Origin of the sequence: Cyanobium sp. ATX 6A2, assembly GCF_024346355.1 — a bacterium.
In the GTDB taxonomy this organism is placed as follows: Bacteria; Cyanobacteriota; Cyanobacteriia; order PCC-6307; family Cyanobiaceae; genus NIES-981.
Window position 1 is genome coordinate 1 of sequence record NZ_JAGQCU010000018.1, and the last position, 23,122, is coordinate 23,122.

Genomic DNA, 23,122 nt, shown 5'->3' on the forward strand with positions numbered 1-23,122 from the left:
ATGGGCAAGTTTCGGCTCCCAGAAAGGTGAAATCAGGCCAATCGAGGCTCAGATCCGCCAAAAATTGTTCATTCCGAGCAAATTGGAACCTTGGCCTCTCTTTCAGGGCTCGTTGCCCAGAGGTTCCCTAGAAACATGGGGAGACAAGCTTGATGCGATTGACTTCTACGTGGTGATTGGCCAGAGCAGGCCTGTCTCATTGCGATCAGGGTCTAACTTGAAAGCCGGAGTTGATGATAGCGCCAATAGGGATCCTGGATTGGTTAACTTTAAGATCTACAAGCCAACAACCAATCATGGCTCAGTGATTGAGCAAGAGCACACGGTCACCCAAGACGGTTTTGTTCGCTTTGCGATTTCAGGAAAACTCTAAAGACTATCAACTTAGCGAGTTGCATCCTCTTGGCGCCTAGGATACAAAACCAAGGCTATTCTATTCCGAAGTAAAGCGCGTTCTGCCTAAGCAGAACGCGCCTTGGATGTATAACGTGACTTTACAGGCCTAGGGTGCATAATCTCGTGGATTCTGAATAGGAAGCCAGACAGTCGTGCCTCGGCCTGTTTCCAGGGAGTTTCCAGGGATTAGCTTGCTGCCGGGAAGCAACAGGTCCTCTTCCTTGCCCAAGCAACCAATGAATGCGCTGCCTATCGAGTAATGGCTCATTCATTGCTGAGACTTATGCAAGGTAGCAGTCTCTTATTCGATCAGGTCTGAAGGGGCAAGTGTCTTTGCTTCCGCGAGAAAGCAGGTAACTGCGCTTGACATCTTTACGAATGTCTTGGCGGTCGCGAAGTTTCGAGAATCCAGTCTGTACGGGCGGCTTGACTCACGCGCCTCTTCCTTCAACGCTCCATCTAAATCAACAAATACATCAACGGTGTACTCGTTGTAGCCTAATACAATGTCTGGCGTTTTTCGTGGCTTTCCATTCTTGAAGAAGCAATGGAGAGAAATAGTCTGTTCAGCAAGTTCTACATGCCAGCCTAGCGACTGGAGATCCTCTACCCCGGCTGCAAGAACCCCCCGGAATGCTACCAGACAATTCAACGGCTGTAGGATACGCAGGGTTGTATTCCGGAGTACTTGTGGACGCATCTGCTAACTCGATCTTTTCAAGTTTGAAGGTTTTGACAGCCCCAACCGCGAGGTCGCGAGCGCGTACCTCCAGCTCAGTAACGGCAATAATGCTGATTGAGCGAACAGTTCCCGGCTGACTGCCGCCATGGTAGATGATGCGAACTACCTCGCCGTTATCGCATGCCTCAGCCAATATCTTTCGGATGGATCGCGACATTTCTTCCTCACCTAACGCCTCGCATGACCCTCAAATGGACACGCCTGCGGCGGGTTCATTTGTAGTGGTCGATGCGGTTGTTGGCAGAATCCTCACCATAGTTTTGGGTTGCACAGGGCCGGGACACAGGAGATAGGTCCCAGACATTTCTTGGCCAGCGCTTCATCTAGAGTGATGGCCTGCCATCCAAACGGGTATTGCAGATCGTAAGGGGGCTTAAAGGGTTTGGCGACATCGCCGCTAAACCCGAATCTTCCGTAGTACTTGGGGTCCCCATAGACAAAGAAGATGCTTGTGCCCATTTCCGAAAGTTTGCGGATACCGTCCTCAACAAGCGCCGACCCGATTCCGGTTTTCTGATGGGTCGGTTCCACGGCGAGGGGGGCAAGAATGTGTCCGTGGACGTCTTCGCTGTTCCTAAAGGCCACCGGACTGAACGCCACGTGACCAACAGCATCGCCTCCTGATTCAGCAACCAATGAAAGAGTGACGGGGGTCGTCCTCTGCGTAAGGAGGTCGACGGCAAGATCAGAGATGAGATTCCTCTCGCCTTCCGGAAACGCTGATAAGTAGATGCTGCGCACATCGTCACGATCAGCCTGGTTTGCGATTCGGATTTCCATCATTCCTCTCTGCCAACTAGTCATTGGAAGGTTCCGTGAACCACGGGGAGCGCTGTCCCCCTTTCCGATAACCACATCCCTGCCATGGCTCCATCCCTCGCAGAACTCTGGTGAGGCATGGCTTCTGGCTTCGACACTTCACAGGGTCGAGGTGAATATCGGACCCGAGAACCACCCGCCCCAACCTCACCCCAACACCCCCTGCACCTCCCCCGCCACCCGCAGGGCATTGGCGATCACCGTGAGCCCAGGCCCCACCGCCGGACAACTGGGGAACACGCTGGCATCGGCAATCCAGAGGTTCTCGAGCTCATGGCAGCGGCCCTGCAGGTTCACCACCGAGGTGGCCGGATCGGGGCCCATGCGGCAGGTGCCGCAGGCCTGGCCCATCACGCTCAGCGGGGCCTCGCCGCGGGGATAGATCGGGGCTCGTTGCACCACCGTGGTGGCGGGGTCGGCCTCGGTTTTCTGGATCGTGTCCAGCCAGCGGTACACCAGCCGGTCGTGGGCTTCGCGGTTGTTGGCGATGTAGGCCACATCGATGCGCTCGCCCCGCACCGTCACCCGGTTCTCCGGGTCGGGCAGCACCGCCGTCATCGCCCACCAGGTGATCGAGCGGTCGGCCAGCCACTCCAGCGCCGGATCCGGCAGCAGCCGGCTCACCAGCGACAACAGCGGCGGCGACTCGGCGAACAGCGGATCCTGCAGCACGCCGCCGCCGTTGCGGATCGAGCCCAGCGCATAATCCACGTTCTTGTCGCCCCAGTAGTACTCGGTGAGGCCCAGGGCCGGTGAGTAGCGCCCCGAATTGGGGCTGCTGGCCCGTTGCAGCAGCGCCGTGAGCTGGGGCTTCATCAGGTTGCGGCCCACCTGATCTGAACCGTTGGCCAGCCCGCGCGGGTGCCGCTCCCCCGCCGAACGCAGCAGGATCGCAGCCGTGTTCACCGCTCCCGCCGCCAGCACCACTTGGTGGCCCTGGAAGAGCCAGCGGTCCTCCCCGATCCGTGCCTCCACCCCCTTCACCTGGCGGCCGGAGGGGTCCACATGCAGGGCCTCCACCGTTGCGCCGCTGCGCAGGGTGGCGGGGGTGGCGGCGGCCAGGGCCCGCTCCACGCCGAACTGCTCCGCATCGCCGCTGGGATCCGCTGCGCTCTCGCTCCAGCTCAGCGGCAGGTGGTAGGGCCGCAGCCCCTGGCGCGAGAGGTCGGCGTGCAGCTGCTCCAGCACCGGCTCCATCGGCCGCGGTTCATGGGGATAGGCCCCCGAGCGCGGTGGTGCCGTGGGGTCTTCGCCGGCCTGGCCGTGCACCCGGTAGAGCGCCTCGGCCCGGTCATACCAGGGGGCCAGATCGCCGTAGCGCAGGCCCCACTCCGGCGAGCGGCCGTCCTGCATCGCCACCCCCTCGAATTCCGCCTCCCGCAGCCGCTCCAGCACCGCCGCCCAGATCTTGGTGTTGCCCCCCAGCGCATACACCATCTGCGGCTTGAAGGGATCGCCGTCGCTGCCAAACCATGGCTCTTTTGGGTGGTAGCGCTGCTTGCGGAACAGGTCCACATCGCCCACGTTCTGATCCACCAGCGGCAGCCGCTCGCCCCGCTCCAGCAGCAGCACCCTGCGGCCCGCCTCGGCAAGGTCGGCCGCCAGGGTGCCGCCGGCCGCGCCGCTGCCGATCACCACCACGTCGTAGAGCGTGTCGTCGATGATCATCGCCAGGGCTCCATCAGCGCTGCCACACGTAAATCAGCACGAACAGCACCACCCAGATCACATCCACGAAGTGCCAGAACAGCGACACGGCCGTCACCCCCACCGAGCCGGCGTCGTAGTTGCCCGGCCGGAACGAGCGGGCCAGCATCAGCCCCATCAGCAGCACGCCGGTGAGCACGTGCAGTCCGTGGAAGCCGGTGAGCAGGTAGAAGCTGGCGCCATAGACGCCATCACTGAGGCCGAACGGCAACGCCGCCCACTCCAGCCCCTGGCCCACCAGGAAGATGGTGCCCATCGCCATGGTGAGCAGCCACCAGGCCCGGAACTGCCACAGCCGGCCCCGGTGCAGGGCCCGTTCAGCCAGGTAGATCACGCCGCTGCTGCTCACCAGCACCACGGTGAAGCGCAACGGCTCGCTCACCTCCAGCCCCTCCACCCCCGGCGGCAGCCACAGGGGAGAGGAGGTTTTGTAGATCGCGTAGCCGGCGAACAGCGCCAGGAAGATCACGCTCTCGGAGAGCAGGAAGATCACGAACCCGGTGAGGGTGTGATCGGCATGGCCGTGGCCATGGCCATGCGCTGCTGGCTGGGCGGGCAGGTCGGCCGGGGTGGGTGTGGTGGTGGTCATGGCGTCAGGCTCCGGTGGCGGCGCTGGCGGCTTTGGCCACGTAGCGCTCCTCGTCTTCAACAAGCGGCCGGCCCAGGCCGTAGCCGTAAGGGCCGCTGATCACCGTGGGCACGTCGTCTTCGAAGTTCTCCGCCGGTGGTGGCGAGGGCAGCAGCCACTCCAGGCCGATGGCGTTCCAGGGATTCGGCGGCGCCTTCTCGCCCCGCACCCAGGAGCTCACCAGGTTGAGCAGGAAGGGGATCGTGGCCACCCCCAGCAGGAAGGCGCCGAGGCTGGCGAGCACGTTGGCGAAGGCAAACTCCGGGTCGTACGACGCCACCCGCCGCGGCATGCCCATCAGCCCCGCCGCGTGCATCGGCAGAAAGGTGAGCTGGCTGCCGATGAAGGTGAGCACGAAGTGCAGCTTGCCCAGGCCCTCATACAGCATCCGGCCGGTGAATTTCGGAAACCAGTGGTAGATGCCGGCAAACACCCCGTAGGTGATGGTGGAGAAGATCACCGTGTGGAAGTGGCCCACCACGAAGTAGGTGTTGCCCACGTGGATGTCCACCGGCACCGTGGCCAGCATGATGCCGGTGATGCCGGCGAAGATGAAGTTGAACACCCCCCCCAGGCTGAACAGCATCGCCGTGGTGAGCCGCAGCTTGCCGCCCCACAACGTGCCGATCCAGGCGAACACCTTGATGCCGGTGGGCACCGCGATCAGCATCGTGGTGACCATGAACAGGTTGCGCATCCACTGCGGCGTGCCGCTGTAGAACATGTGGTGCACCCACACGATCAGGCTGAGGAAGGTGATCGCGAACGAGGCGATCGCCACCACGTGATAGCCGAACAGCGGCTTGCGGGCATACACCGGAAACAGCTCCGAGAAGATCCCGAACACCGGCAGCACCATCACATACACCGCCGGATGGGAATAGAACCAGAAGAAGTGCTGATACAGCATCGGGTCGCCGCCACCCTCCGGCAGGTAGAAGCTGGTGCCGAAGCTCAGATCAAAGAGCAGCAGCACCGCCCCGGCGGTGAGCACCGGCAGGCCGATCAGCTGGATCGCCTGGGCGGCCACCGCCGTCCAGCAGAAGATCGGCATCCGGAACCAGCCCATCCCCGGCGCCCGCATGCGGATGATCGTGGTGATGAAGTTCACCGCCCCCATGATCGAGGAGATGCCCGAGAGCGCCACCGCCAGGATCCACAGGAACTGGCCGTTGATGAAATGGCCCAGCGGATTCTGGATGCTCTGGGGCGGATAGGCCCACCAGCCGGCGCCGGAGGGCCCGCCAGGCACCAGGAAGCTGGCCATCAGGATCACCCCGAACACTGGCACCATCCAGAAGGCGGCCGCGTTCAGGCGCGGAAAAGCCATGTCCGGCGCGCCGATCATCGGCGGAATCAGCAGGTTGTTGAAGCCATTGAGGATCGGGAACAGAAACAGGAACAGCATCACCGTTCCGTGCATCGTGTAGAGCCCGTTGTACACCGTGGGGTCCACCAGATCTGCCGCCGGCGTGATCAGCTCGCCGCGCATGATCATCGACAGCAGGCCGCCCACCAGCAGGAAGAACAGCGCGGTGATCATGTACTGCAGACCGATCACCTTGGCGTCGGTGTTGAAGCTCAGGAAGCGCCGCCAGTTGTTCGGCGCGCCGGGCACCGGATGGGGCGCCTTGAGCACACGGGGATCGAAGGGGGGAGCCGGGGTGGTGCTGGTCATGGTCAGGACTCGTGGGGGGCTTCGGGGTCGGCACTCACATGCACCAGGGGCGGCGGGGCCGGCGGCACCGTGGCCCAGCCGCGATCACCGCGCGCCAGACGCTGGTTGTAGAGATCGGTGGCGGCATTGGCGGCCGGGCGCAACGGCTGGCGCAGGGCCTCGGCCAGCCAGTCCTCATAGGCCTCCGGCGGCTCCACCACCACGTCGGTCTGGTTGGAGGCGAAGTAGCCGCCGCTGAACATCGAATCCCGCAGCCGGTAGCGGCCGGCGCGGGTGGGGATGAGGCTGTAGTCGATCACGCTGCCGGGGATCAGGTCCTGCTTGAGCCGGAAGGCCGGCACGTAGAAGCCGTGGATCACATCGGTGGCGCTCAGGCGCAGGAAGCTGCGCTGGCCTTCGGGCAGGTGCAGCTCGCTGCTGTGCACGCCGTTGGGATAGATGAACTCCCAGCTCCACTGGCGGCCGATCACGTCGATCGGATTGGCCGCGGCGGTGGCATCCGCCGCCATCGGTGCGGCCGCCGGCGCCTCGGCGCCGTGCATCGCCGCGTGCCCGCCGCTCACGCGCACCTTGCCCCCCAGGGTGGAGAGGGTGGTGCTCACAGCGATCGCCTTCCAGGCGATCAGCATCACGATCACCAGCGGGATCACCGTCCACACGATCTCCAGCTTGAGGTTGCCCTCGATCGGATCGCCGTTGTCGAGGTCGTACTTGGGGGCGCGGTTGAACAGCAGGGTCCAGAGCATCACGCCGCTGCAGCCCAGGAAGATGAAGCTGCCGATGCCCACCTCCAGGGCGAACAGGTCATCCACCGGCCCGGCCGCCGCCGAAGCCGCCACCGGCAGCCAGCGGTGCGACTGGGCGGCCATCCAGAAGCTGGCGGCCAGATCGCTGAGCACCGCCGCCAGCAGCAGCAGCACCGCCCAGGGCCGTGGGGAGCCAGAGGTGGCCGTGGTGGTCATGGCAGGGCCTCCCGCAGATCCACGCCGCTGGCCAGCAGCTGGGCCGCGGTGATGTGCACGCCGAACTCACCGGCCAGCTGGGCGCCGAGGGTGCCGTGCACGCCGATCAGCACGAACAGCCCCAGGCCGGCCAGCAGATAGCTCCACTGCACCTCGCGGCCCAGGTCGCGGCGCCAGCGGAAGCGCTGCAGACCGCGCCACACCGTCATCGCCACGATCAGCAGCAGCACCACCACACCGCCCACCCCGTGCCAGAGCATGGTGGCGGGGCCGCCGAGGCCGAAGACGCTGCTCACCCCCTTGATCGGCACCGCCAGGAGCATCTCGTAGAAGCCGGCCGCCACCGTGAGGAAGGTCACCGCGGCGCAGGCCAGCAGGTTGTACCAGCCCACGTCGTGGAAGCCGGCGCGGGTGACCGGCAGGGCCAGAAAGCGGAACAGGCGCTTCTCCAGCGGGAACAGGGCCCCGGCGATATCGAACACGATCGCGATCACGAACAGCCCGATGGTGAAGTGCACCAGGTTGGGATGGATCGGCAGGGCGTAGGGCAGCTGGTTGGGCCCGAGCTGCTCCGCCACCGGCAGGGCACCCAGAGGGAGGGCCGCCAGGGTGGCTGCGGCGAGAGGCGGAAGGGCTGTCATCACACCAGGCCCGCCCGCACGGCCTCCACCACGGGCACCGTGTGCAGCCCGTACACCCACACCAGCTGGTTGCCGAGCACCACCTGCACCACCACCAGCACGCTGAGCAGGGCCCCGGCCCCCAGGAAGGCCGGCGGCAGGCGCAGGGGGTCGCGGCTGCGGATCACGTAGCGCCAGCCGGAGAGCAGGGCCAGCACTCCCGCCAGCGACCAGCCCAGGGTGCTGTGCAGGTTGAGGATCGTGCTCGACTCGCCGTAGGGGTTGGCCAGGCCCGCCTCGATCTGGCCGAAGATGATCGCCACGAAGATGGCCAGGGTGGCCACCAGCAGGTTCCAGTAACTCACCTCGAACAGGGCCGGCCGGCGGGCAAAACGACCGATCAGATCAAACACCACGCTGATCAGCGCCATGGCGATCACGAAGTGCACCACGATCGGGTGGATGGTGTCCATCCACGGCAGGTTGCGGTCGTTGAGCGCGGGCAGCAGCTCCAGCATCGGGTGGGGGTTGGCGGGGAGACGTGTGGAGAGCTTGGGGTGCCAGAACCCTGGCGCAGATGAGATCCACCATCGGTAGCCCGCGACACGAGCGCGGGGGGCTGTGACGGATTGCCACAGAGTGATCAGGGTTCGCTGATCCCGGTTCACTCCACCGCCACGGCAGCCTCCGGCCGGCGGGGATCCACCACCCCAAGGCTCCCGGCCAGCTGGGGCGACCCCGCCGGGCCCGGCTGCCACAGCAGCTCCACGCTGTTGGCCGAGCCCATGGCGCTGCTCGCGGCCAGGCTGTGGCCCCGGGCCGCCAGCAGCGCCAGGGTGTCGGGGCTCAGGCCCTGCTCGTGGCTGAGCCGGTCGGGCCAGAGCTGGCTGTGCACCCGGGGGCTGGCCACCGCCGTGGCCAGGTTGTGGCCGTGCACGATCCGGTTGAGCAGCACCTGCAGCACGGTGGTGGGGATGCGGCTGCCCCCCGGCGATCCGGTGGCCAGCCAGGGACGGCCATCGGGGCGGAACACCAGGGCGGGGGCCATCGAACTCAGGGGCCGCCGGCCCGGGGCGATGGCGTTGGCCTGCCCCTGCACCAGAGCGAAGGCATTGGGGCGCCCCGGGGCGGCGCTGAAGTCGTCCATCTCGTTGTTGAGCAGGAAGCCGGCGCCGGGCACGCTGATGCCGTTGCCGTAGGCGAAGTTCAAGGTGGTGGTGGTGGCCACCAGGCCGCCCCGGCGATCCGCCACCGACAGGTGGGTGGTGTTGTCACCGCCAACACCAGCAGCCGGCAGCCGAGCGGGATCCAGCTCGCTGGCCGGGCGATGGCTCAGGGGATCGATCTGCCGGCGCAACGACGCGGCATAGGGGCGGCTGAGCAGCCGCTCCAGGGGCATCGCCACCTGGTCCGGGTCCCCCAGCCAGCGGTTGCGGTCGCGGTACACCAGGTTCATGGCCTCCACCAGCCGGTGCAGCGAGGCGGCACTGTTCGGACCCCAGCTCTCCAGGGGCAGGGGCTCGAGGATCTGCAGCAGCTGCAGCAGCCCCACACCCCCGGCGCTGGGGGGCGGCATGGTGAGCAGCCCATGGCCGTGGAAGCGACCCACCAGGGGCCGCACCAGCTGGGCGCGGTAGGCGGCCAGATCGGCGGCGCTGATCAGGCCGCCCCGCTCCTCCATCAGCGCCACGATCCGCTCGGCGGTGGGGCCGGCGTAGAAGCCCGCGTCCCCGTTCTCGGCAATGCGCCGCAGGCTGGCGGCCAGATCGCTCTGGCGCAGCCGCTCGCCGGCGGCATAGGGCCGGAGCCCACCACCCGGCTGCAGCGGCGGCCGGTAGAACAGCGCGCGGGAGGTGGGGTCGGCCTGCAGCAGGGGCACCGCCCGGGCCAGGGACGCGGCCAGGGGCTCACCCACCGCGAAACCGTCCTCGGCCAGGCCGATCGCCGGCTGCAGCACCGCCGCCAGGCTGAGGCGGCCGTAGCAGCGCTGGGCCAGCACCAGCCCCGCCGGGGTACCCGGCACAGCGGTGCTGAGCAGGCTGCGGGTGGCCAGGCGCCGATCCACGCCGCCGTCCGGCGCCAGGAACAGATCCGCGGTGGCGGCCTGGGGGGCGGTTTCGCGGAAGTTCACGGCCACGGCCGTGCCGCCGCCGATCGCCAGCTCGGCGGCCGTGGGGCAGCCGCGAGCGGCCGCCGGCGACGGTCCCGGCAGCCACAGCACCAGGAAGCCGCCACCGCCGAGGTTGCCGGCCTGGGGCAGGGTCACGGCCAGGGCAAAGGAGGTGGCCACGGCCGCGTCCACGGCGTTGCCGCCCCGGCGCAGCGTCGCCGCGCCCACCTCCGAGGCCAGCCGGTCCTGGCTGGCCACCACCCCGCCGGCCGACACCACGCCATGGAAGCGCTGGTCGCGCTCCTGCAGGGGCGAGGCGCGCAGGGCCGGGGCCAGCAGCCCAGCCGCCACACCGAGCGCCGGCAGCAGCAGACGGATCAGCGGCCGCAGGGCCATGGTCAGGAGCTGGCCACGGGCAGGCAGGCCGCCTCGGCCAGGGCCTCGATCTGCTGCCGGTAGGAGAGGAAGCTGGGGGACTCCTCCTGGGCGTAGTTGAGGTTCTTGAACAGACCGGTGAGCCGCGTGAAGAAGTCGCGGGCGGCCGCCTTGTCGCTGAACTGATACGGGCGCTCGATCAGGTCGCAGACCAGATCGAGGCTGCGCTGCTGGCGACTGAGCGGACAGCTGGCATCCACCGCATCGAAGGCGTCCTGCTGCAGATACACCATGTCCAGGAACTGGCCCTTCTGGTAGAGGAGAAAGTCGTCGAGACTCACCCCCTCCTCGCCGGTCACCTGGATCATCTGCTGCACCCCGTCGCCGCGGTGCAGCAGATCGGTGAGCTGCTGCACGCGCGGCACCCAGTCGGGCGACAGGTGACTGGAGAACCAGCCCTCCAGCTGGCTGAAGTAGCGCGACCAGGAGAGCAGCAGATCCACCGCCGGATAGCAGCGCTTGTAGGCCCGTTCGGCACTCAGCCCGAGAAAGGTCTTCACGGTGCTGAGGGTGGACTGGGTGACCGGCTCCTCGAAGTTGCCGCCGGCGGGCGACACGGTGCCGATCATCGTGAGGCTGCCGATGCTGCCGTCGTTGGTGCGGATGATGCCGGCCCGCTCGTAGATGGCCTTGATCGAGGAGTCGAGATAGGCGGGGAAGGCCTCTTCCCCCGGGATCTCCTCCAGCCGGCAGGAGGTTTCCCGCATCGCCTGGGCCCAGCGGGAGGTGGAATCGGCGATCAGGAGCACGTTGTAGCCCATCTGGCGGTAGTACTCGCCGAGGGTGAGGCCGGTGTAGATCGAGGCCTCCCGCGCCGCCACCGGCATCGAGGAGGTGTTGCAGATGATGATCGTGCGATCCATCAGCGAGCCGCCGCTCTTGGGGTCGGTGAGCTTGGGGAATTCGGTGATCGTTTCCACCACCTCACCGGCCCGTTCGCCGCAGGCCACCACCAGCACGATGTCCACATCGCTGTGGCGCGAGATCAGGTTCTGCAGCACGGTTTTGCCGGCGCCGAAGGGCCCCGGGATGCAGCCGGTGCCGCCACGGGCGATGGGCAGAAAGGTGTCGATGATCCGCTGGGTGGTGATCATCGGCTCCTGCGGATAGAGGCGCTCGCTGGTGCGGTTTTCGAGCAGGTGCTGGGGCAGGGGGCGGCGCACCGGCCAGTGCTGCACCAGGGTGAGCGAGCGGCTCTGGCCGCTGCCATCGACGATGCGGGCCACCACGGTGTCCACCGTGAATGAGCCCTGCTGGATCCAGTCCAGGCGCACCGTGCCCGACAGGTCGAAGGGCACCATGATCTTGTGGCTGAAGCGCCCCTCCTGCACGGTGCCGATCACGTCGCCGGCCCGCAGCGTGTCGCCCATCCGGGCTGTGGACTGGAACGACCACTTCGCCTCCGGATCCAGGGGCGTCACCGCGGCGCCCCGGGGCAGGAAGGTGCCGTAGCCGGCGGCGAGGCCGGCCAGGGGGTTCTGCAGCCCGTCGTACACCTGGGTCAACAGCCCCGGGCCCAGGCTCACCGAGAGCAGCTCGCCGGTCTGCTCCACCGGATCCCCCACCCCCACGCCGCGGGTGCTCTCGAACACCTGGGCATCGGCGCTGGTGCCGTTCACCCGCAGCACCTCGGCCTTGAGCCGCTCCTGCCGGTCGCCATCCAGGCGCCGGGGGCAGATGTAGATCAGCTCGTTCTTGAGGATCGGCCGCGGCTGGCTGGGGGCCATGGCGATCGTCACCAGATCGTCCTGAACAGCCACCACACGGGCGGGATTGAAGCTGGCGGCGGCTGTGGTCGCGTCGGTCATCGGGCTGCGCAGACGGCGATGGTGTCGGTGAAGCGGCCGAGGCCGCCATGAACGAGCTGGCGGAAGCGCCGGGCGGCGGCAACGGTGTCGTAGTTCGACCAGCGCTCCACCAGGCTCCAGCGGGCCAGGTAGATCACCACCGCCTCGAAGTCGAAGTTGTGGCCCTGGGCCAGGCGATCGAGTTCGCGCCAGATCAGGGTGAACAGCAGGCGCTCGAGGCCGATCAGGTCGTTGCTCTCCAGCAGGCGCACGGCCTCGCCGATCCAGGGGAGCACGCCGGCCAGCCCCAGGGTGGGTTCACTCCAGTGGCGCTCGATCGTGGGCAGCAGGGGCCCATACCCCCAGGCCTGATCGCGGGGGGGTTCGCTCTCGCCGCGGTGGCGGCGACGCAGGGCGGCCACCACCGTGCGCAGATCGAGCCGGTGGCCCACCAGTTGGCGCAGCAGCGGGTTGCTCACCTCCCGGAAGAACCGCTGGGTGTCCGCCAGCAGCAGGGCATCGCCGCCGGCGCCCCCCTGGGCCGCTCCCCCGCCGGAGGTGCCGCCGTCGTCGCTGCTGGTCTCGAAGAGCCCCTGGGAGAGGATGCCGATGGCGCGATCCAGGCTGCGGCGGTCGTTGGGGTGCAGCAGGGAGAGCCGGCTCTGCAGCTTCAGGCGGGAGATGGCCGGCTCGCGGGCCTCGAACAACCCCCCCAGGGGCGGCAGGCTGGCCACCAGGGTGGTGTAGCGGGGGCTCACTTCACCACCCCCTCCAGCAGCGCCCGGAAGCGGGGCTGCAGATGTTCGAGGATGGCGTCAGCGACGGCCCGGTCGCTGAGGTCGAGCACCACCTCCCGATCCACCAGGCGCAGGCTCAGGCCGGCGGCCTGACCTCGGCCCACACCGAAGCTCACCCCCTCCCGCAGCATGCCGGCGGACACCAGGCGCACGAACTGGGTGAGTTCCCCCTGGGCCAGCTCCTCGGGGTTCTGGCTGAGCTCGGCGAAACCCACCGCCCGCTGCGGCAGCAGCACTTCGATCTGCTCGGCGCGGTCGGCCTCGGGGCGCACCCGGCCCACCACCTCGAGAATCATCTTCTCCAGCAACTCCTGCTTCTGTTGCTCCTCGCCCAGCAGCTGGCGCACCTCGCCCCGGAAGCGCTCCATCAGCCGGGTCTTCATGGTGAGCACGGCATCGCGCAGGGCCAGTTCCAGCGCCTCACGGCCCGATTGCTCCAGGTTGCCGGCCTGCCTGCGGGCGTCGGCCACGATCCGCTCGGCCTGCTGGCGGGCCTGATCGAGGGTCTGGCGGGCGTCGGCCTGGGCCTGGGTCACGATCTCCTCGGCCTGGCTGCGGCCGGCCTCCACGCCCTGATCCCGCAGGCGCGCGATCAGGCCCTCCACCCCGGCAGCCACCTGCACGGGGGTGTCCTTGCGGCTGGAGCGTTGCTGGGCCATGGGAACGACGCTTGCGCGGGCGGGGTGGGGGTGCGGGAGCTGGTGGGGTCGGCGGGCGGGGTGGGACTCAGCTGGTGGGGATGCCACCGGCCGCCACCAGGGCGAACACGAAGGCGAACACGGCGAAGCCCTCCACGATCGCCGCCGGCGCCAGGGCCAGGCCGAAGATCTCCGGCTTCGACTTGGAGCCGGAGATCGCCGAGGCACAGCAGAGGCCCTGGTAGATGGCGGCCACCAGGAAGGCCAGGCCCGAGAGCACGCCGATGCCGAACAGCCCCCCGGAATTGATCGGCGTGACGGGGCGGTTGAGGATGAACATCACGACGATGCCGTAGATCGACATCGAGGAGGGCAGGGCCGAGAGCCCCACGAAGCGTCCATAGCCGCTGCTCACCTCCATCATCGCGCCGATGGCGGCCTGGCCGGCGATGGTGCAGCCGATGGCGGCCCCGATCGCCCCCAGGGCCACCGGGGCATAGATGCCGATCCAGCCGAGCACGGTGAGGGAGAGATGGTCGTTCACGAAGCAGGCTCCTTTTTGAGAAATGGCTTGAAGGGAATCCCCTCACCGGAGAGGCCCCAGTTGAAGAATTCGATGTAGTTCAGGCGCAGTCCATGAACAAAGCCGCTGATCACGGCCAGCAGCAGATTGATGCCATGGCCGAGGATCAGGATCAGGATGGCGATGGGCAGGGCCAGCACCACCCCCGACTGCACCACCTGGGTGGCCAGTTGGTTGAACGTGACCGCCAGGGAGGCGCTGGCCAGACCCAGGGCAAACAGCCGCAGGTAGCTCATCACATCCCCGAACAATTTGGAGATGTTGGTGAGTGAACCCAGGCCATCGATCAGCCGCAGCAGCAGGTGGGCCGGATGGGAGATGCGGCGCTCACTGCTGAGCAGCAGGATGGTGAGCAGGCCGCCCACACCCAGTCCCACCCCCAGGTGCAGCCCCCAGGCAACGCCGGCCCCCAGGTAGAGCACGAAGCCCGCCAGGATCACCGCCATCCAGCCCAGGGGGCGGGCCCGGGCCGCCACACCCGTGGCCCGCACCGCCACGATGCCGTTGGCCAGCAGCAGATGCAGGGCGCCCACCACCAGGGCGAGCTTCATCATCGCGTCGTAGTCGTTGAGGTTGATCACCTTCAGGGCCGCCAGCGGTGAGGCGGCGGCCGGGGGGATGCCGAAATAACTGCCGGCGAGGATGCCGTAGATCAGCGCGAAGCTCAGGCCCACCAGCGCCTGAATGCGGAAGTGGCGCCCCCCGGCCGTGCGGCCCATGCTCCGCCACAACAGGCCCACCACCACGGCCAGCACCAGGGCGTAGCCGGCGTCGGCCAGGATCATGGCGAAGAACACGGCGAAGGAGAAAAACACCAGCAACGAAGGGTCCCAGTCGCGATAGGCGGGGGTTTCGTAGAAGGTCACCAGGTCCTGGCCGCCGCTCAGGGCGGGGGGGTTCTCCAGCAGGGTGGGCGGCGTGTCGCGGGGCTGGGGCGTTTCCGCCAGCCAGGCCAGGCCGCGGCTGGCCGTGAAGGCCTCCAGCCGGGGCAGCTCCCGACGCGGCAGCCAGCCCTGGAGCTGCACGAGGCTGTCGTCGTCGCGGGTCATGGCGCTGGCTTCGGCCCGGGCCTGGGCGTCTTCGGCGCGGGCCAGATGGCGGCAGAGCAGGAAGATCCAGCGGCTGAGGGCCTCATGCTCGGCCTCCACCTCCTCGAGGGCGGAGCGGGCCGCATCGAGCTGACAGCGCACCGTGGCCGGCGATTCGGAGCCCACACGGGAGCGGGGCACCGGCAGGGCGGCGGCGTTGGGTTCCGCCGCCGCGATCAGCACCACATAGAGGTGGCGGGGGCTCTCGTAGAGCTGCTGCCAGGGGGTGTCGAGCTGGGCCAGGGCCTGCCGGAACGCCTTCGCCTTCGCCTGGGGCACCCGGTAGAACCACAGGCGCTGCCCCCCCAGGTGATCGAGATCGGGGAGCACGAAGTCACCCCAGGGCTCCAGTTGCTGCAGGCGGGCCTGCAGGGCCAGCACTCGGTCTTCGGCCTCGCGCTTGGCGCCCCGGTTGGCGAGGGCCTCGGCGATCAGGCGATCGAAATCGAACGCCGCATCAACCCGCGTCTGGTGACGCAGCCGGCGCACATCGCCGAGGTAGCGCAGGGCCTTGCGGGCATCCTCGATGGGCCGGCTGCTCACGAACGGCTCCGCCCCCTCCCCGGAATCCTGCTGCGGGTTGTGCAGCGGAATCAGATGCACACAGCCCAGCTGCTGCAGGCCTTCGACGAGGTCGTGCTTGTCGGCGGTGAGGCCGATCACGGTGACTTTGCTGAGGGGAACGATGGTCATCGCGTCTGGGCCCGCTCCTTCTTGCGCTTGGCGAGCTTGGAATTCACCACCCCGGCCCGATCGGCGTCGGAGAGATAGATGGCAATGGAGCGGATGTTGCTCCGGGTGCGCGGAATCAGCACCTTGTCGAAGAGGTTGAAGCGCTGGGTCACGGTGCGCTCGGCCTGCACCAGCCGCTCGATCCGCTCCCGGGCCACCTGCAGCCGAACCTGGGTCTCCAGCGCCTCCCGCAGACAGCCCACCACGTGATCCACCCAGAAGGGCAGGCTGAGCAGGCCGTAGTGGGCCACCGCCACCGTGATCGCCTCAACCCGGGGCAGGCGGGTGCCGATCAGGTTTTCCTCGCTGAGCCGCACCTCCACCACCCGGGCCAGACCCTCGAGCCGGATGTGCTCGTGGGCCAGCATCGGGCACACGCGGGCCACCTCGGCCTCGAGCTCGCGGCAGCGCTCCTCCAGCACCTGCAGCTGGCGCCGCGCCCGGGCCCGCTCGGCGCTGATCTGGCGGCGCTTGAGATCCAGCGACGGCAGCACGGCGCCATAGGTTTTGAGCAGGCCCTTCTGGCGGCTGAGCGAGGCCTTGGTGAGGGTGATCCGGCCCATCAGGGTGTCCTCATGGGGCCTTGGGGAAGTACTTGTCGATCAGCTCCTGCTTCATCAGCAGTTCCTGGGGCTCGAAGCACTCCGCCATCGTCTGCCAGGCCAGATCCAGGGCGGCCTCGAGGGCCATGTCCACGTTGATGTCCATGAAGCGCTCGCGGAAGAGATCGCCGAAGCGGATCAGCTTCTGGTCGTAGCTGGAGAGATCGAAGGCCATCGCCTGCTTCTGCTGGGCATCGCGGGCGCCGGAGTAGAGGCGGATCGTGGTGTTCATCACCTGGTTGTGATCATCCCGGGTCTGCTTGCCGATCACGTTCTGCTTGAGCCGCGACAGCGAGCCGAAGGGATCGATCACCCCGTTGTGCAGATAGAACTGCCCTTCGGTGATGTAGCCGGTGTTGTCCGGCACCGGATGGGTGATGTCACCGCCGGGCATGGTGGTCACGGTGAGCAGCGTCACCGAGCCGCCCTTGGCATAGTCGGCGGCCTTTTCGTAGCGGCGGGCGAGCTGGGAGTAGAGGTCGCCCGGATAGCCCCGGTTGGCCGGCACCTGATCCATGGCGATGCTCACCTCCTTGAGGGCATCGGCGAAGGCGGTCATGTCGGTGAGCAGCACCAGCACCCGCTTGCCCTCCTCCACCGCGAAGCGCTCCGCCACCGCCAGGGCCATGTCCGGGATCAGCATGCGCTCCACGATCGAATCGGAGGCCAGGTTCACGAACATCACCGTGCGGTGAAACACGCCGGCGTCTTCGAAGGTTTTGCGGAACGCGTAGTAGTCGTCGAAGATCAGGCCGAGGCCGCCGAAGATCACCACGTCGGCGTCGGCCTGGATGCCGATCCGCCCCAGAAAGGCGTTGAACGGTTCGCCCGACACCGAAAAGATCGGGATCTTCTGGCTCTCCACCAAGCAGTTGTAGACGTCGATCATCGGCACGTTGGTGCGGATCATCTTCGAGGCCAGCACGCGCCGCATCGGGTTCACCGACGGCCCACCGATGGTGACGCGGGGATCTCCGGACAGGTCGGGGCCGCCGTCGATGGGCTCGCCGGTGCCGCGGAACACCCGGCCCAGAATGTTGCCGGAGTAGGTCACCGTCATCGGGTGGCCGAGGAAGCGCACCTGGGAGGCGGTGGACACCCCCTTGGTGCCGCTGAACACCTGCAGCGCCACCGAGTGTTCGCGCAGATCGATCACCTGCGCCAGCGACTGGCTGCCATCGGCGGCGTGCACCACGGCCAGATCGTTGAAGCGGGGCGCGCCGTCGCTGTCGTGACCGCCGGGGGGCACCTCCACGCGAATGATGTCGCCGGCGATCTCGAGCACCTTGGAGTAGCTGATCAGAACGCTCATCGCTGCTCCTGCCGAACCCACGGCGCCGGCCCCCACTCTGGAGCGGATGGAGAGGTCTGGGCGCCTATGTGAAGGCTGGATCAGCCGTATCGCCTGCGGTGGCCGGATCAGCAGCGCCGAAGCCGCCGCCGCCGGGGGTCTCGATCACCAGCACATCACCGGCCACCACCTCGATCTGGGCCGCGCCGGGCAGCACCTCCTGCAGGGGCTTCGCCGCCCCGTCGATACCGGCAGCACCGGCCCGCAGCAGACGGTTGCGACCCACCAGCCCAGGCTTGCCGCCGGCCAGGCCGAAGGGGGCCACCCGCCGGCTGCCGCTGAGCAGCGCCACGGTCATCGGTGCCAGGAAGCGCAGGCGCCGCACCACCCCGTCGCCCCCGGGCCAGCGGCCGGCACCGCCGGAACCGCGGCGGATGGCGAAGGCCTCCAGCCGCACCGGGAAGCGCGCCTCCAGCACCTCCGGGTCGGTGAGGCGGGAGTTGGTCATGTGGCTCTGCACCGCCGAGGCGCCGGCAAAGCCCTCGCCGGCGGGCGTGCGGCCGCCACCGCAGCCGCCGCAGATCGTTTCGTAGTACTGCAGGCGCGCGTCGCCGAAGCTGAGGTTGTTCATCGTGCCCTGGGCCGCTGCCTGGATGCCGAGGGCGGCAAACAGGGCATTCGCCAGGGCCTGGGAGGTTTCCACGTTGCCCGCCACCACCGCCGCCGGCGGCCGCGGCCGCAGCAGGGAGCCCTCGGGCACCACCAGCTCCAGGGGCTCGAAGCAGCCGGCGTTGAGGGGGATGTCCTCCCCCACCAGGCAGCGGAACACGTAGAGCACCACCGCCTTGGTGATCGCCAGGGGGGCGTTGTGGTTGCCGGCCTGCTGGGGGGAGGTGCCGCTGAAGTCGATGCGGGCCCGGCGGCGCCGATGATCGAGGCTCACGGCCACGGCGATGCGGCTGCCGTCGTCGAGCTCCACCTCGGCGCTGCCGCTCTGGAGCCTGCCCAGGGCCCGGCGCACCGCCTCGGCCGCGTTGGCCTGCACATGGGCCATGTAGGCCTCCACCTCCTCGCGGCCGGCCAGGCCCAGCAGCCGCTGCAGCTCGCGCACACCGAGGCGGTTGGCCGCCGCCTGGGCCTTGAGGTCGGCCAGCAGCTGGCCGGGGTTGCGCACCGGATGGGGGCCGGCGGCGAAGCGCTCCAGCCAGGCCCGCTCATCCAGGTCACCGCCCCGCAGGAAGGGGGCGTTGTCGAGCAGCAGCCCCTCGTCGTCGATGCAGCGGCTGAAGGGGGGCATCGAGCCGGGGGTGATGCCGCCCACATCGGCGTGGTGGCCTCGGCTGGCCACGTAGAAGAGGGGGGCGCCAGGCAACGGCGCAGCGGCGACCGCACCGGCCCCTCCGGCGCCGTCCACGAACACCGGCGTAATGGCGGTGATGTCGGGCAGGTGGGTGCCGCCGTTGTAGGGGTTGTTGGCGAGCACCACATCCCCCGGCGCCAGGGGATCCCGCTGGCCGGCGGCGATGGCGGCCAGCAGGGCGGCGACGCTGTCGCCCATCGAGCCCAGGTGCACGGGGATGTGGGGGGCATTGGCCACCAGACGGCCGCGGCCGTCGAACACGGCGCAGGAGAAGTCGAGCCGCTCGCGGATGTTCACCGAGCGGGCGCTCTGCTGCAGCTGCACCCCCATCTGCTCGGCGATGGCCGAGAAGCGGTGGTTGTAGAGCTCCAGCAGGGTGGGGTCGGGCGGCCCGGCGGCTGGGGCCGTGGGCGCGGCAGTGGCAGGGGCAGGGGCGGTGGCGGGGGCAGGCTGATGGCGCAGCAGCAGGGCGCCATCAGCCAGCAGCTGGCCGCTCCAGTGGGGCTCCAGCAGGGTGGTGCTGGTGGGATCGAGCAGCAGCGCCGGACCCTGCAGCTCCTGGCCAGGCCGCAGCTGATCCCGCCGCCACAGGGGCACCGGTTGGGGGCCGCGATTGATGGTGAGCCACACCGGCACCGCCTGGGGGCCCAACTCAGCGCCCGGCCCATGGCCAGCGGCCACCAGCCGGGCCGGCGGCAGCGGGCGCAGGGGCTCGGCCAGCTCCACCAGCAGGCGCTCCACCACCAGATCGGCCGTGAGATCTGGCCGGTAGCCGAAGCGCCGCTGGTGGCTGCGGGCGAAGGCCTGCCGCAGGCGCTCCAGCTCACCGGCCACCGCCCCGGGCCCGTCCGCCCCGGGCCCATCCGCCTCGAGCTCATCCGCCTCGGGGCCATCCGGCGGCTCCCAGGCCACCACCAGCCCCTGCTCGCTGGCGGCGAACCGCAGCTCCAGCCGCCACCACACCCGGCCCCCCTCGCCGGCGGCCAGGTCGCCGGCCCGCTGCAGATCGGCGCGGGCCTGGGCGCTGAGGGCCTCGGCCTGGCGGCGCAGCTGCCCCAGGGTGGCGGCGCTGAGCGGCAGCCGGGGCGAGCGCTCCAGCAGCAGCCGCTGCTCGGCGCGGCCGATGCCGTAGGCCGAGAGCACGCCGGCCAGGGGGTGCAGCAGCACCTGGCTCAGCCCCAGCGCCTCGGCCAGGCGGCAGGCGTGCTGACCGCCGGCGCCGCCGTAGCTCACCAGCAGGGCACCGCGCAGGTCGTGGCCGCGCTGGATCGAGATGCGGCGGATGGCGGCGGCCATGGTTTCGATGGCGATCGCCAGGGCACCGGCGGCCACCCGTTCGGGGCTCACACCGATCGCCGCCGCCAGGGCCTCGAAGCGCTGGCGGGCGGCCGCCAGGTCGGCGCTCTGATCGCCGCCGGGGCCGAACACCGCCGGCAGGGCCGCGGCCGGCAACCGGCCCAGCAGCAGGTTGGCGTCGGTGATCGTGGCGGGGCCGCCGCGGCGGTAGGCGGCCGGGCCGGGATCGGCGCCGGCCGACTCGGGACCCACCAGCAGCCGCTGGCCGTCGAAGCGCACGATCGAGCCGCCACCGGCGGCCACCGTGTGGATCGGCAGCATCGGCGCCTGCAGCCGCAGCCCGGCGATCTCCGTTTCCGGCTGGCGCTCCCAGGCCAGGCCGGCGAGGGCCGGATCGAAGTGGAACACGTCGGTGGAGGTGCCGCCCATGTCGAAGCCCACCACCGGCCGGGGCGCCTGGCCCGCCGCCGCCAGGGCCTGCTCGGCCACCGCCACCGCCCCCACCATGCCGCCGGCCGGACCGGAGAGGATCGTGTCCTTGGCGTGCAGCAGCTCGGGAGCGGCCAGCGAGCCGCTGGAGCGCATCACCCGCAGCCGCGGCCCCGGCCCGAGGGCGCCGCGCACCTGCTCCAGATAGGCGTCGAGCACCGGCGCCACCGCCGCCTCCACCAGGGTGGTGTGGCCGCGGGGCACCAGGCGCGGCTGGCGGCTGAGCTGGTGGGAGAGGGCCAGCCGCTCGAAGCCGAAGCCCTCCAGCCAGGCGGCCAGCCGGCGCTCGTGGTCGGGGTTGCGGCAGGCGTGCAGCAGGGCCACGGCACAGCTGCGGTAGCCATCGGCCATGGCGGCACGCAACCCGGCCGCGAGGACGTCGTCGAGCTGCAGGGGTTCGAGCTCGCTGCCGTCGGCCGCCAGCCGGCCCTCCACCTCCAGCACCCGCACCTGCAGGGGCCGGGGCTTCTCGATCGCCAGGGCGAAGATCTGGGCACGGTGCTGGTCGCCGATCTCCAGCAGGTCGGCCAGGCCGCTGTTGATCAGCAGCAGCACCGGCGCGCCGCGGTGCTCGAGCAGGGCATTGGTGGCCACGGTGGTGCCCAGCCGCACCTCCGCCACCGGGGCCGGGGTGGCATCGCCGGCCAGGGCCGCCAGCAGCTCGGCGATGGCGTTCACCGCCGGGTCTCCCGGCCGCTCCGGCTGCACCGAGAGCACCTTGCGCACATGCAGGCCACCGCCTGGAGCACGACCGATCACATCGGTGAAGGTGCCGCCGCGATCAATCCAGAAGCTCCAGCCTGCGGAAGCCCGCACCACCATCAGCCCTCCGCCTGGGGCGAGGCTAGGGAAGGCGGCGACGGCGGCAGGCGGCCAGCCGCCTCCGGAGCGGCCGTGAAGGTGTCGAGCACCAGCGCCAGCTGGGCCTCCTGACGCTTCACCGCGGCCACGGGCGCCGCCGACGGCAGGCTCCACAGGGGGCTCTGGCGGGCCAGGGCCTCGGCCAGCTGCCAGGGGTGCAGAAAGCTGCGGCCCTGCAGGGCCGCCACCGCCACGCGGTAAGCCGGTGACAGGGGTGTGTCCTCCAGGGCCCGCAGGCCCTCGGCGTGGATCGACACCGGACGGATCTCGGCGATCCGCAGCACCAGCGCCTCCTCGGCCGGGTCCAGGCGCACCTGGCGGCGCAGCCAGCCCCGGAAGCGCACCGCCCCCTGCACCGGCTCCCGGTCCATGGCCAGGGCCTCGGTGGGGATGCCGACCTGGGCCAGCCGCACCAGGGCCGGCGGTGAGAGCTGGTAGGCCACCGGCCGATACACCTGCTGGCCGAACACGTTCTGCACCACGAACAGCAGCACGAACGACACCAGCGCGGCGATCACCGGCGTGGTGAGCCAGCCGGAGGCGATCCGCCCCAGCACATCCCAGCGGATCTGGCGCACGCCGCGGGCACCCTGCAGCAGGCCGATGCCCAGCACCGCGCCGATCACCGCCTGGGAACTGGACACGGGAATCAGGGGGATCGGCGGCAGCCCCAGGGCCACCACGAACGCCGACAGCTGCCGCGAGGAGAACACGAACAGCACCAGGGCATTGGCCACCACCACCACCAGCGCCGCCAGCGGTGAGAGGGTCATCAGGCTGCCGCCCACGGTGGTCATCACGCGCCGGGAGTAGGTGAACACGCCCACGGCGATGGCGATGGCGCCAAGCAGGAACAGCTGCTCCTCGCCGCTCAGCCGCACCAGGCCGGCGATGCTCAGCTCCTGGAAGGGGGAGGCGGGCACGAACACCCCCATCACGTTGCCGATGTTGTTGGCACCGAGGCTGTAGGAGCCGAACACCCCGGCCAGGATCAGGCCCACCCGCAGGTTGGCGTCGAGCCGCAGCAGGTGGGGGCGGGTGCGGCGGATGCCGGCCACCACCAACCGGTAGAGCCCGGCCGCGAACAGGGCCGCCAGCAGGGGGGACAGCACCCAGGTGGCGACGATGCGGGAGAGCTGGCTGAGGTCGGTGATCGAGCCGCTGAACCAGTTCCAGCCCACGATCGCCCCCACCACCGCCTGGGTGGTGGAGGCCGGCAGGCCGGCGCGGGTCATCCAGGTCATGGTTGCGGCGGCGGCCAGGGCGGTGGTGAACGAGCCGGCCAGGGCGTTCACGGCCCCCAGCTCACCGAGGCCGCCGGAGGCGCCGGCACCGGCGGTCACCGCGCCGATGATCACGAACACGCTGCAGAGAACGGCGGCGGTGGAGAAGCGCAGCATGCGGCTGCCCACCGCCGAGCCGAACACGTTGGAGGCGTCGTTGGCGCCCAGCGTCCAGCCCAGGAACAGCCCGCTGGAGAGAAACAGCAGGCTGCCCACCG

At 69.1% G+C, this 23,122-nt stretch carries 18 protein-coding genes; 1 reads left to right on the plus strand and 17 read right to left on the minus strand.

The features are described from left to right. On the plus strand, positions 1-373 hold a 373-nt coding region (locus KBY96_RS13360), incomplete at its 5' end, for a hypothetical protein (RefSeq protein ID WP_254979970.1). A gap of 1,014 nt (positions 374-1,387) precedes the next feature. Here the strand turns inward: KBY96_RS13360 and KBY96_RS13365 are convergent. The 17 genes from KBY96_RS13365 to KBY96_RS13445 form a co-directional block, all read right to left on the minus strand. Beyond that, positions 1,388-1,942 carry an N-acetyltransferase gene (locus KBY96_RS13365; protein ID WP_315859500.1) on the minus strand — a complete coding sequence of 185 codons (555 nt, stop codon included), beginning with the start codon at positions 1,940-1,942 and terminating at the stop codon, positions 1,388-1,390. Positions 1,943-2,104: 162 nt separating this feature from the next. Then, complete coding sequence (locus tag KBY96_RS13370; RefSeq protein ID WP_254979971.1) at positions 2,105-3,625, minus strand: GMC oxidoreductase; 1,521 nt, start codon at positions 3,623-3,625, stop codon at positions 2,105-2,107. Positions 3,626-3,638: 13 nt separating this feature from the next. Beyond that, complete coding sequence (locus KBY96_RS13375; protein WP_254979972.1) at positions 3,639-4,253, minus strand: cytochrome c oxidase subunit 3; 615 nt, start codon at positions 4,251-4,253, stop codon at positions 3,639-3,641. A 4-nt stretch (positions 4,254-4,257) separates the two neighbouring features. Continuing rightward, positions 4,258-5,970: a cbb3-type cytochrome c oxidase subunit I gene (locus KBY96_RS13380; protein WP_254979973.1), complete on the minus strand. Its 1,713-nt coding sequence runs from the start codon at positions 5,968-5,970 to the stop codon at positions 4,258-4,260. A 2-nt stretch (positions 5,971-5,972) separates the two neighbouring features. Next, positions 5,973-6,932, minus strand: a complete 960-nt coding sequence (locus KBY96_RS13385; protein WP_254979974.1) for a cytochrome c oxidase subunit II — start codon at positions 6,930-6,932, stop codon at positions 5,973-5,975. Next, positions 6,929-7,573, minus strand: coding sequence for a DUF2231 domain-containing protein (locus KBY96_RS13390; protein WP_254979975.1), 645 nt, complete (start codon positions 7,571-7,573; stop codon positions 6,929-6,931). The genes KBY96_RS13385 and KBY96_RS13390 overlap by 4 nt, the downstream gene beginning before the upstream one ends. Further along, positions 7,573-8,070 carry a DUF2231 domain-containing protein gene (locus KBY96_RS13395; RefSeq protein ID WP_254979976.1) on the minus strand — a complete coding sequence of 166 codons (498 nt, stop codon included), beginning with the start codon at positions 8,068-8,070 and terminating at the stop codon, positions 7,573-7,575. Before KBY96_RS13395 ends, KBY96_RS13390 begins: the two co-directional genes overlap by 1 nt. 146 nt (positions 8,071-8,216) lie before the next feature. Continuing rightward, on the minus strand, positions 8,217-10,058 hold the full coding sequence (gene ggt / locus KBY96_RS13400; RefSeq protein ID WP_254979977.1) for a gamma-glutamyltransferase: 1,842 nt from the start codon (positions 10,056-10,058) through the stop codon (positions 8,217-8,219). A gap of 2 nt (positions 10,059-10,060) precedes the next feature. Further along, positions 10,061-11,905 (minus strand): V-type ATP synthase subunit A, encoded by a 1,845-nt coding sequence (locus KBY96_RS13405; RefSeq protein WP_254979978.1) that lies wholly within the window; start codon positions 11,903-11,905, stop codon positions 10,061-10,063. Next, positions 11,902-12,642, minus strand: coding sequence for a DUF2764 family protein (locus KBY96_RS13410; RefSeq protein ID WP_254979980.1), 741 nt, complete (start codon positions 12,640-12,642; stop codon positions 11,902-11,904). The genes KBY96_RS13405 and KBY96_RS13410 overlap by 4 nt, the downstream gene beginning before the upstream one ends. Next, the gene (locus KBY96_RS13415; RefSeq protein WP_254979982.1) at positions 12,639-13,340 is read right to left on the minus strand and encodes a hypothetical protein; all 702 of its coding nucleotides are present in this window, start codon (positions 13,338-13,340) and stop codon (positions 12,639-12,641) included. Before KBY96_RS13415 ends, KBY96_RS13410 begins: the two co-directional genes overlap by 4 nt. Positions 13,341-13,407: 67 nt before the next feature. Continuing rightward, complete coding sequence (locus KBY96_RS13420; protein WP_254979983.1) at positions 13,408-13,863, minus strand: ATP synthase subunit C; 456 nt, start codon at positions 13,861-13,863, stop codon at positions 13,408-13,410. Beyond that, the gene (locus KBY96_RS13425) at positions 13,860-15,683 is read right to left on the minus strand and encodes a V-type ATP synthase subunit I (protein WP_254979984.1); all 1,824 of its coding nucleotides are present in this window, start codon (positions 15,681-15,683) and stop codon (positions 13,860-13,862) included. The genes KBY96_RS13420 and KBY96_RS13425 overlap by 4 nt, the downstream gene beginning before the upstream one ends. Then, positions 15,680-16,285, minus strand: a complete 606-nt coding sequence (locus KBY96_RS13430; RefSeq protein WP_254979985.1) for a V-type ATP synthase subunit D — start codon at positions 16,283-16,285, stop codon at positions 15,680-15,682. Before KBY96_RS13430 ends, KBY96_RS13425 begins: the two co-directional genes overlap by 4 nt. A gap of 10 nt (positions 16,286-16,295) precedes the next feature. Continuing rightward, positions 16,296-17,636, minus strand: coding sequence for a V-type ATP synthase subunit B (locus tag KBY96_RS13435; protein ID WP_254979987.1), 1,341 nt, complete (start codon positions 17,634-17,636; stop codon positions 16,296-16,298). 64 nt (positions 17,637-17,700) lie between these two features. Continuing rightward, positions 17,701-21,582, minus strand: coding sequence for a hydantoinase B/oxoprolinase family protein (locus KBY96_RS13440; protein ID WP_396122327.1), 3,882 nt, complete (start codon positions 21,580-21,582; stop codon positions 17,701-17,703). After that, positions 21,582-23,120 carry an inorganic phosphate transporter gene (locus KBY96_RS13445; RefSeq protein ID WP_254979989.1) on the minus strand — a complete coding sequence of 513 codons (1,539 nt, stop codon included), beginning with the start codon at positions 23,118-23,120 and terminating at the stop codon, positions 21,582-21,584. Before KBY96_RS13445 ends, KBY96_RS13440 begins: the two co-directional genes overlap by 1 nt. Positions 23,121-23,122 lie beyond the last annotated feature (2 nt).

Coding starts and splice junctions, on each gene's coding strand:
- KBY96_RS13405 (WP_254979978.1), bottom strand. CDS start 11,905: ATGACCGACGCGACCACAGCCGCCGCCAGCTTCAATCCCGCCCGTGTG.
- KBY96_RS13365 (WP_315859500.1), bottom strand. CDS start 1,942: ATGACTAGTTGGCAGAGAGGAATGATGGAAATCCGAATCGCAAACCAG.
- KBY96_RS13380 (WP_254979973.1), bottom strand. CDS start 5,970: ATGACCAGCACCACCCCGGCTCCCCCCTTCGATCCCCGTGTGCTCAAG.
- KBY96_RS13440 (WP_396122327.1), bottom strand. CDS start 21,582: ATGGTGGTGCGGGCTTCCGCAGGCTGGAGCTTCTGGATTGATCGCGGC.
- ggt (WP_254979977.1), bottom strand. CDS start 10,058: ATGGCCCTGCGGCCGCTGATCCGTCTGCTGCTGCCGGCGCTCGGTGTG.
- KBY96_RS13390 (WP_254979975.1), bottom strand. CDS start 7,573: ATGACAGCCCTTCCGCCTCTCGCCGCAGCCACCCTGGCGGCCCTCCCT.
- KBY96_RS13430 (WP_254979985.1), bottom strand. CDS start 16,285: ATGGGCCGGATCACCCTCACCAAGGCCTCGCTCAGCCGCCAGAAGGGC.
- KBY96_RS13435 (WP_254979987.1), bottom strand. CDS start 17,636: ATGAGCGTTCTGATCAGCTACTCCAAGGTGCTCGAGATCGCCGGCGAC.
- KBY96_RS13375 (WP_254979972.1), bottom strand. CDS start 4,253: ATGACCACCACCACACCCACCCCGGCCGACCTGCCCGCCCAGCCAGCA.
- KBY96_RS13395 (WP_254979976.1), bottom strand. CDS start 8,070: ATGCTGGAGCTGCTGCCCGCGCTCAACGACCGCAACCTGCCGTGGATG.
- KBY96_RS13425 (WP_254979984.1), bottom strand. CDS start 15,683: ATGACCATCGTTCCCCTCAGCAAAGTCACCGTGATCGGCCTCACCGCC.
- KBY96_RS13415 (WP_254979982.1), bottom strand. CDS start 13,340: ATGGCCCAGCAACGCTCCAGCCGCAAGGACACCCCCGTGCAGGTGGCT.
- KBY96_RS13385 (WP_254979974.1), bottom strand. CDS start 6,932: ATGACCACCACGGCCACCTCTGGCTCCCCACGGCCCTGGGCGGTGCTG.
- KBY96_RS13370 (WP_254979971.1), bottom strand. CDS start 3,625: ATGATCATCGACGACACGCTCTACGACGTGGTGGTGATCGGCAGCGGC.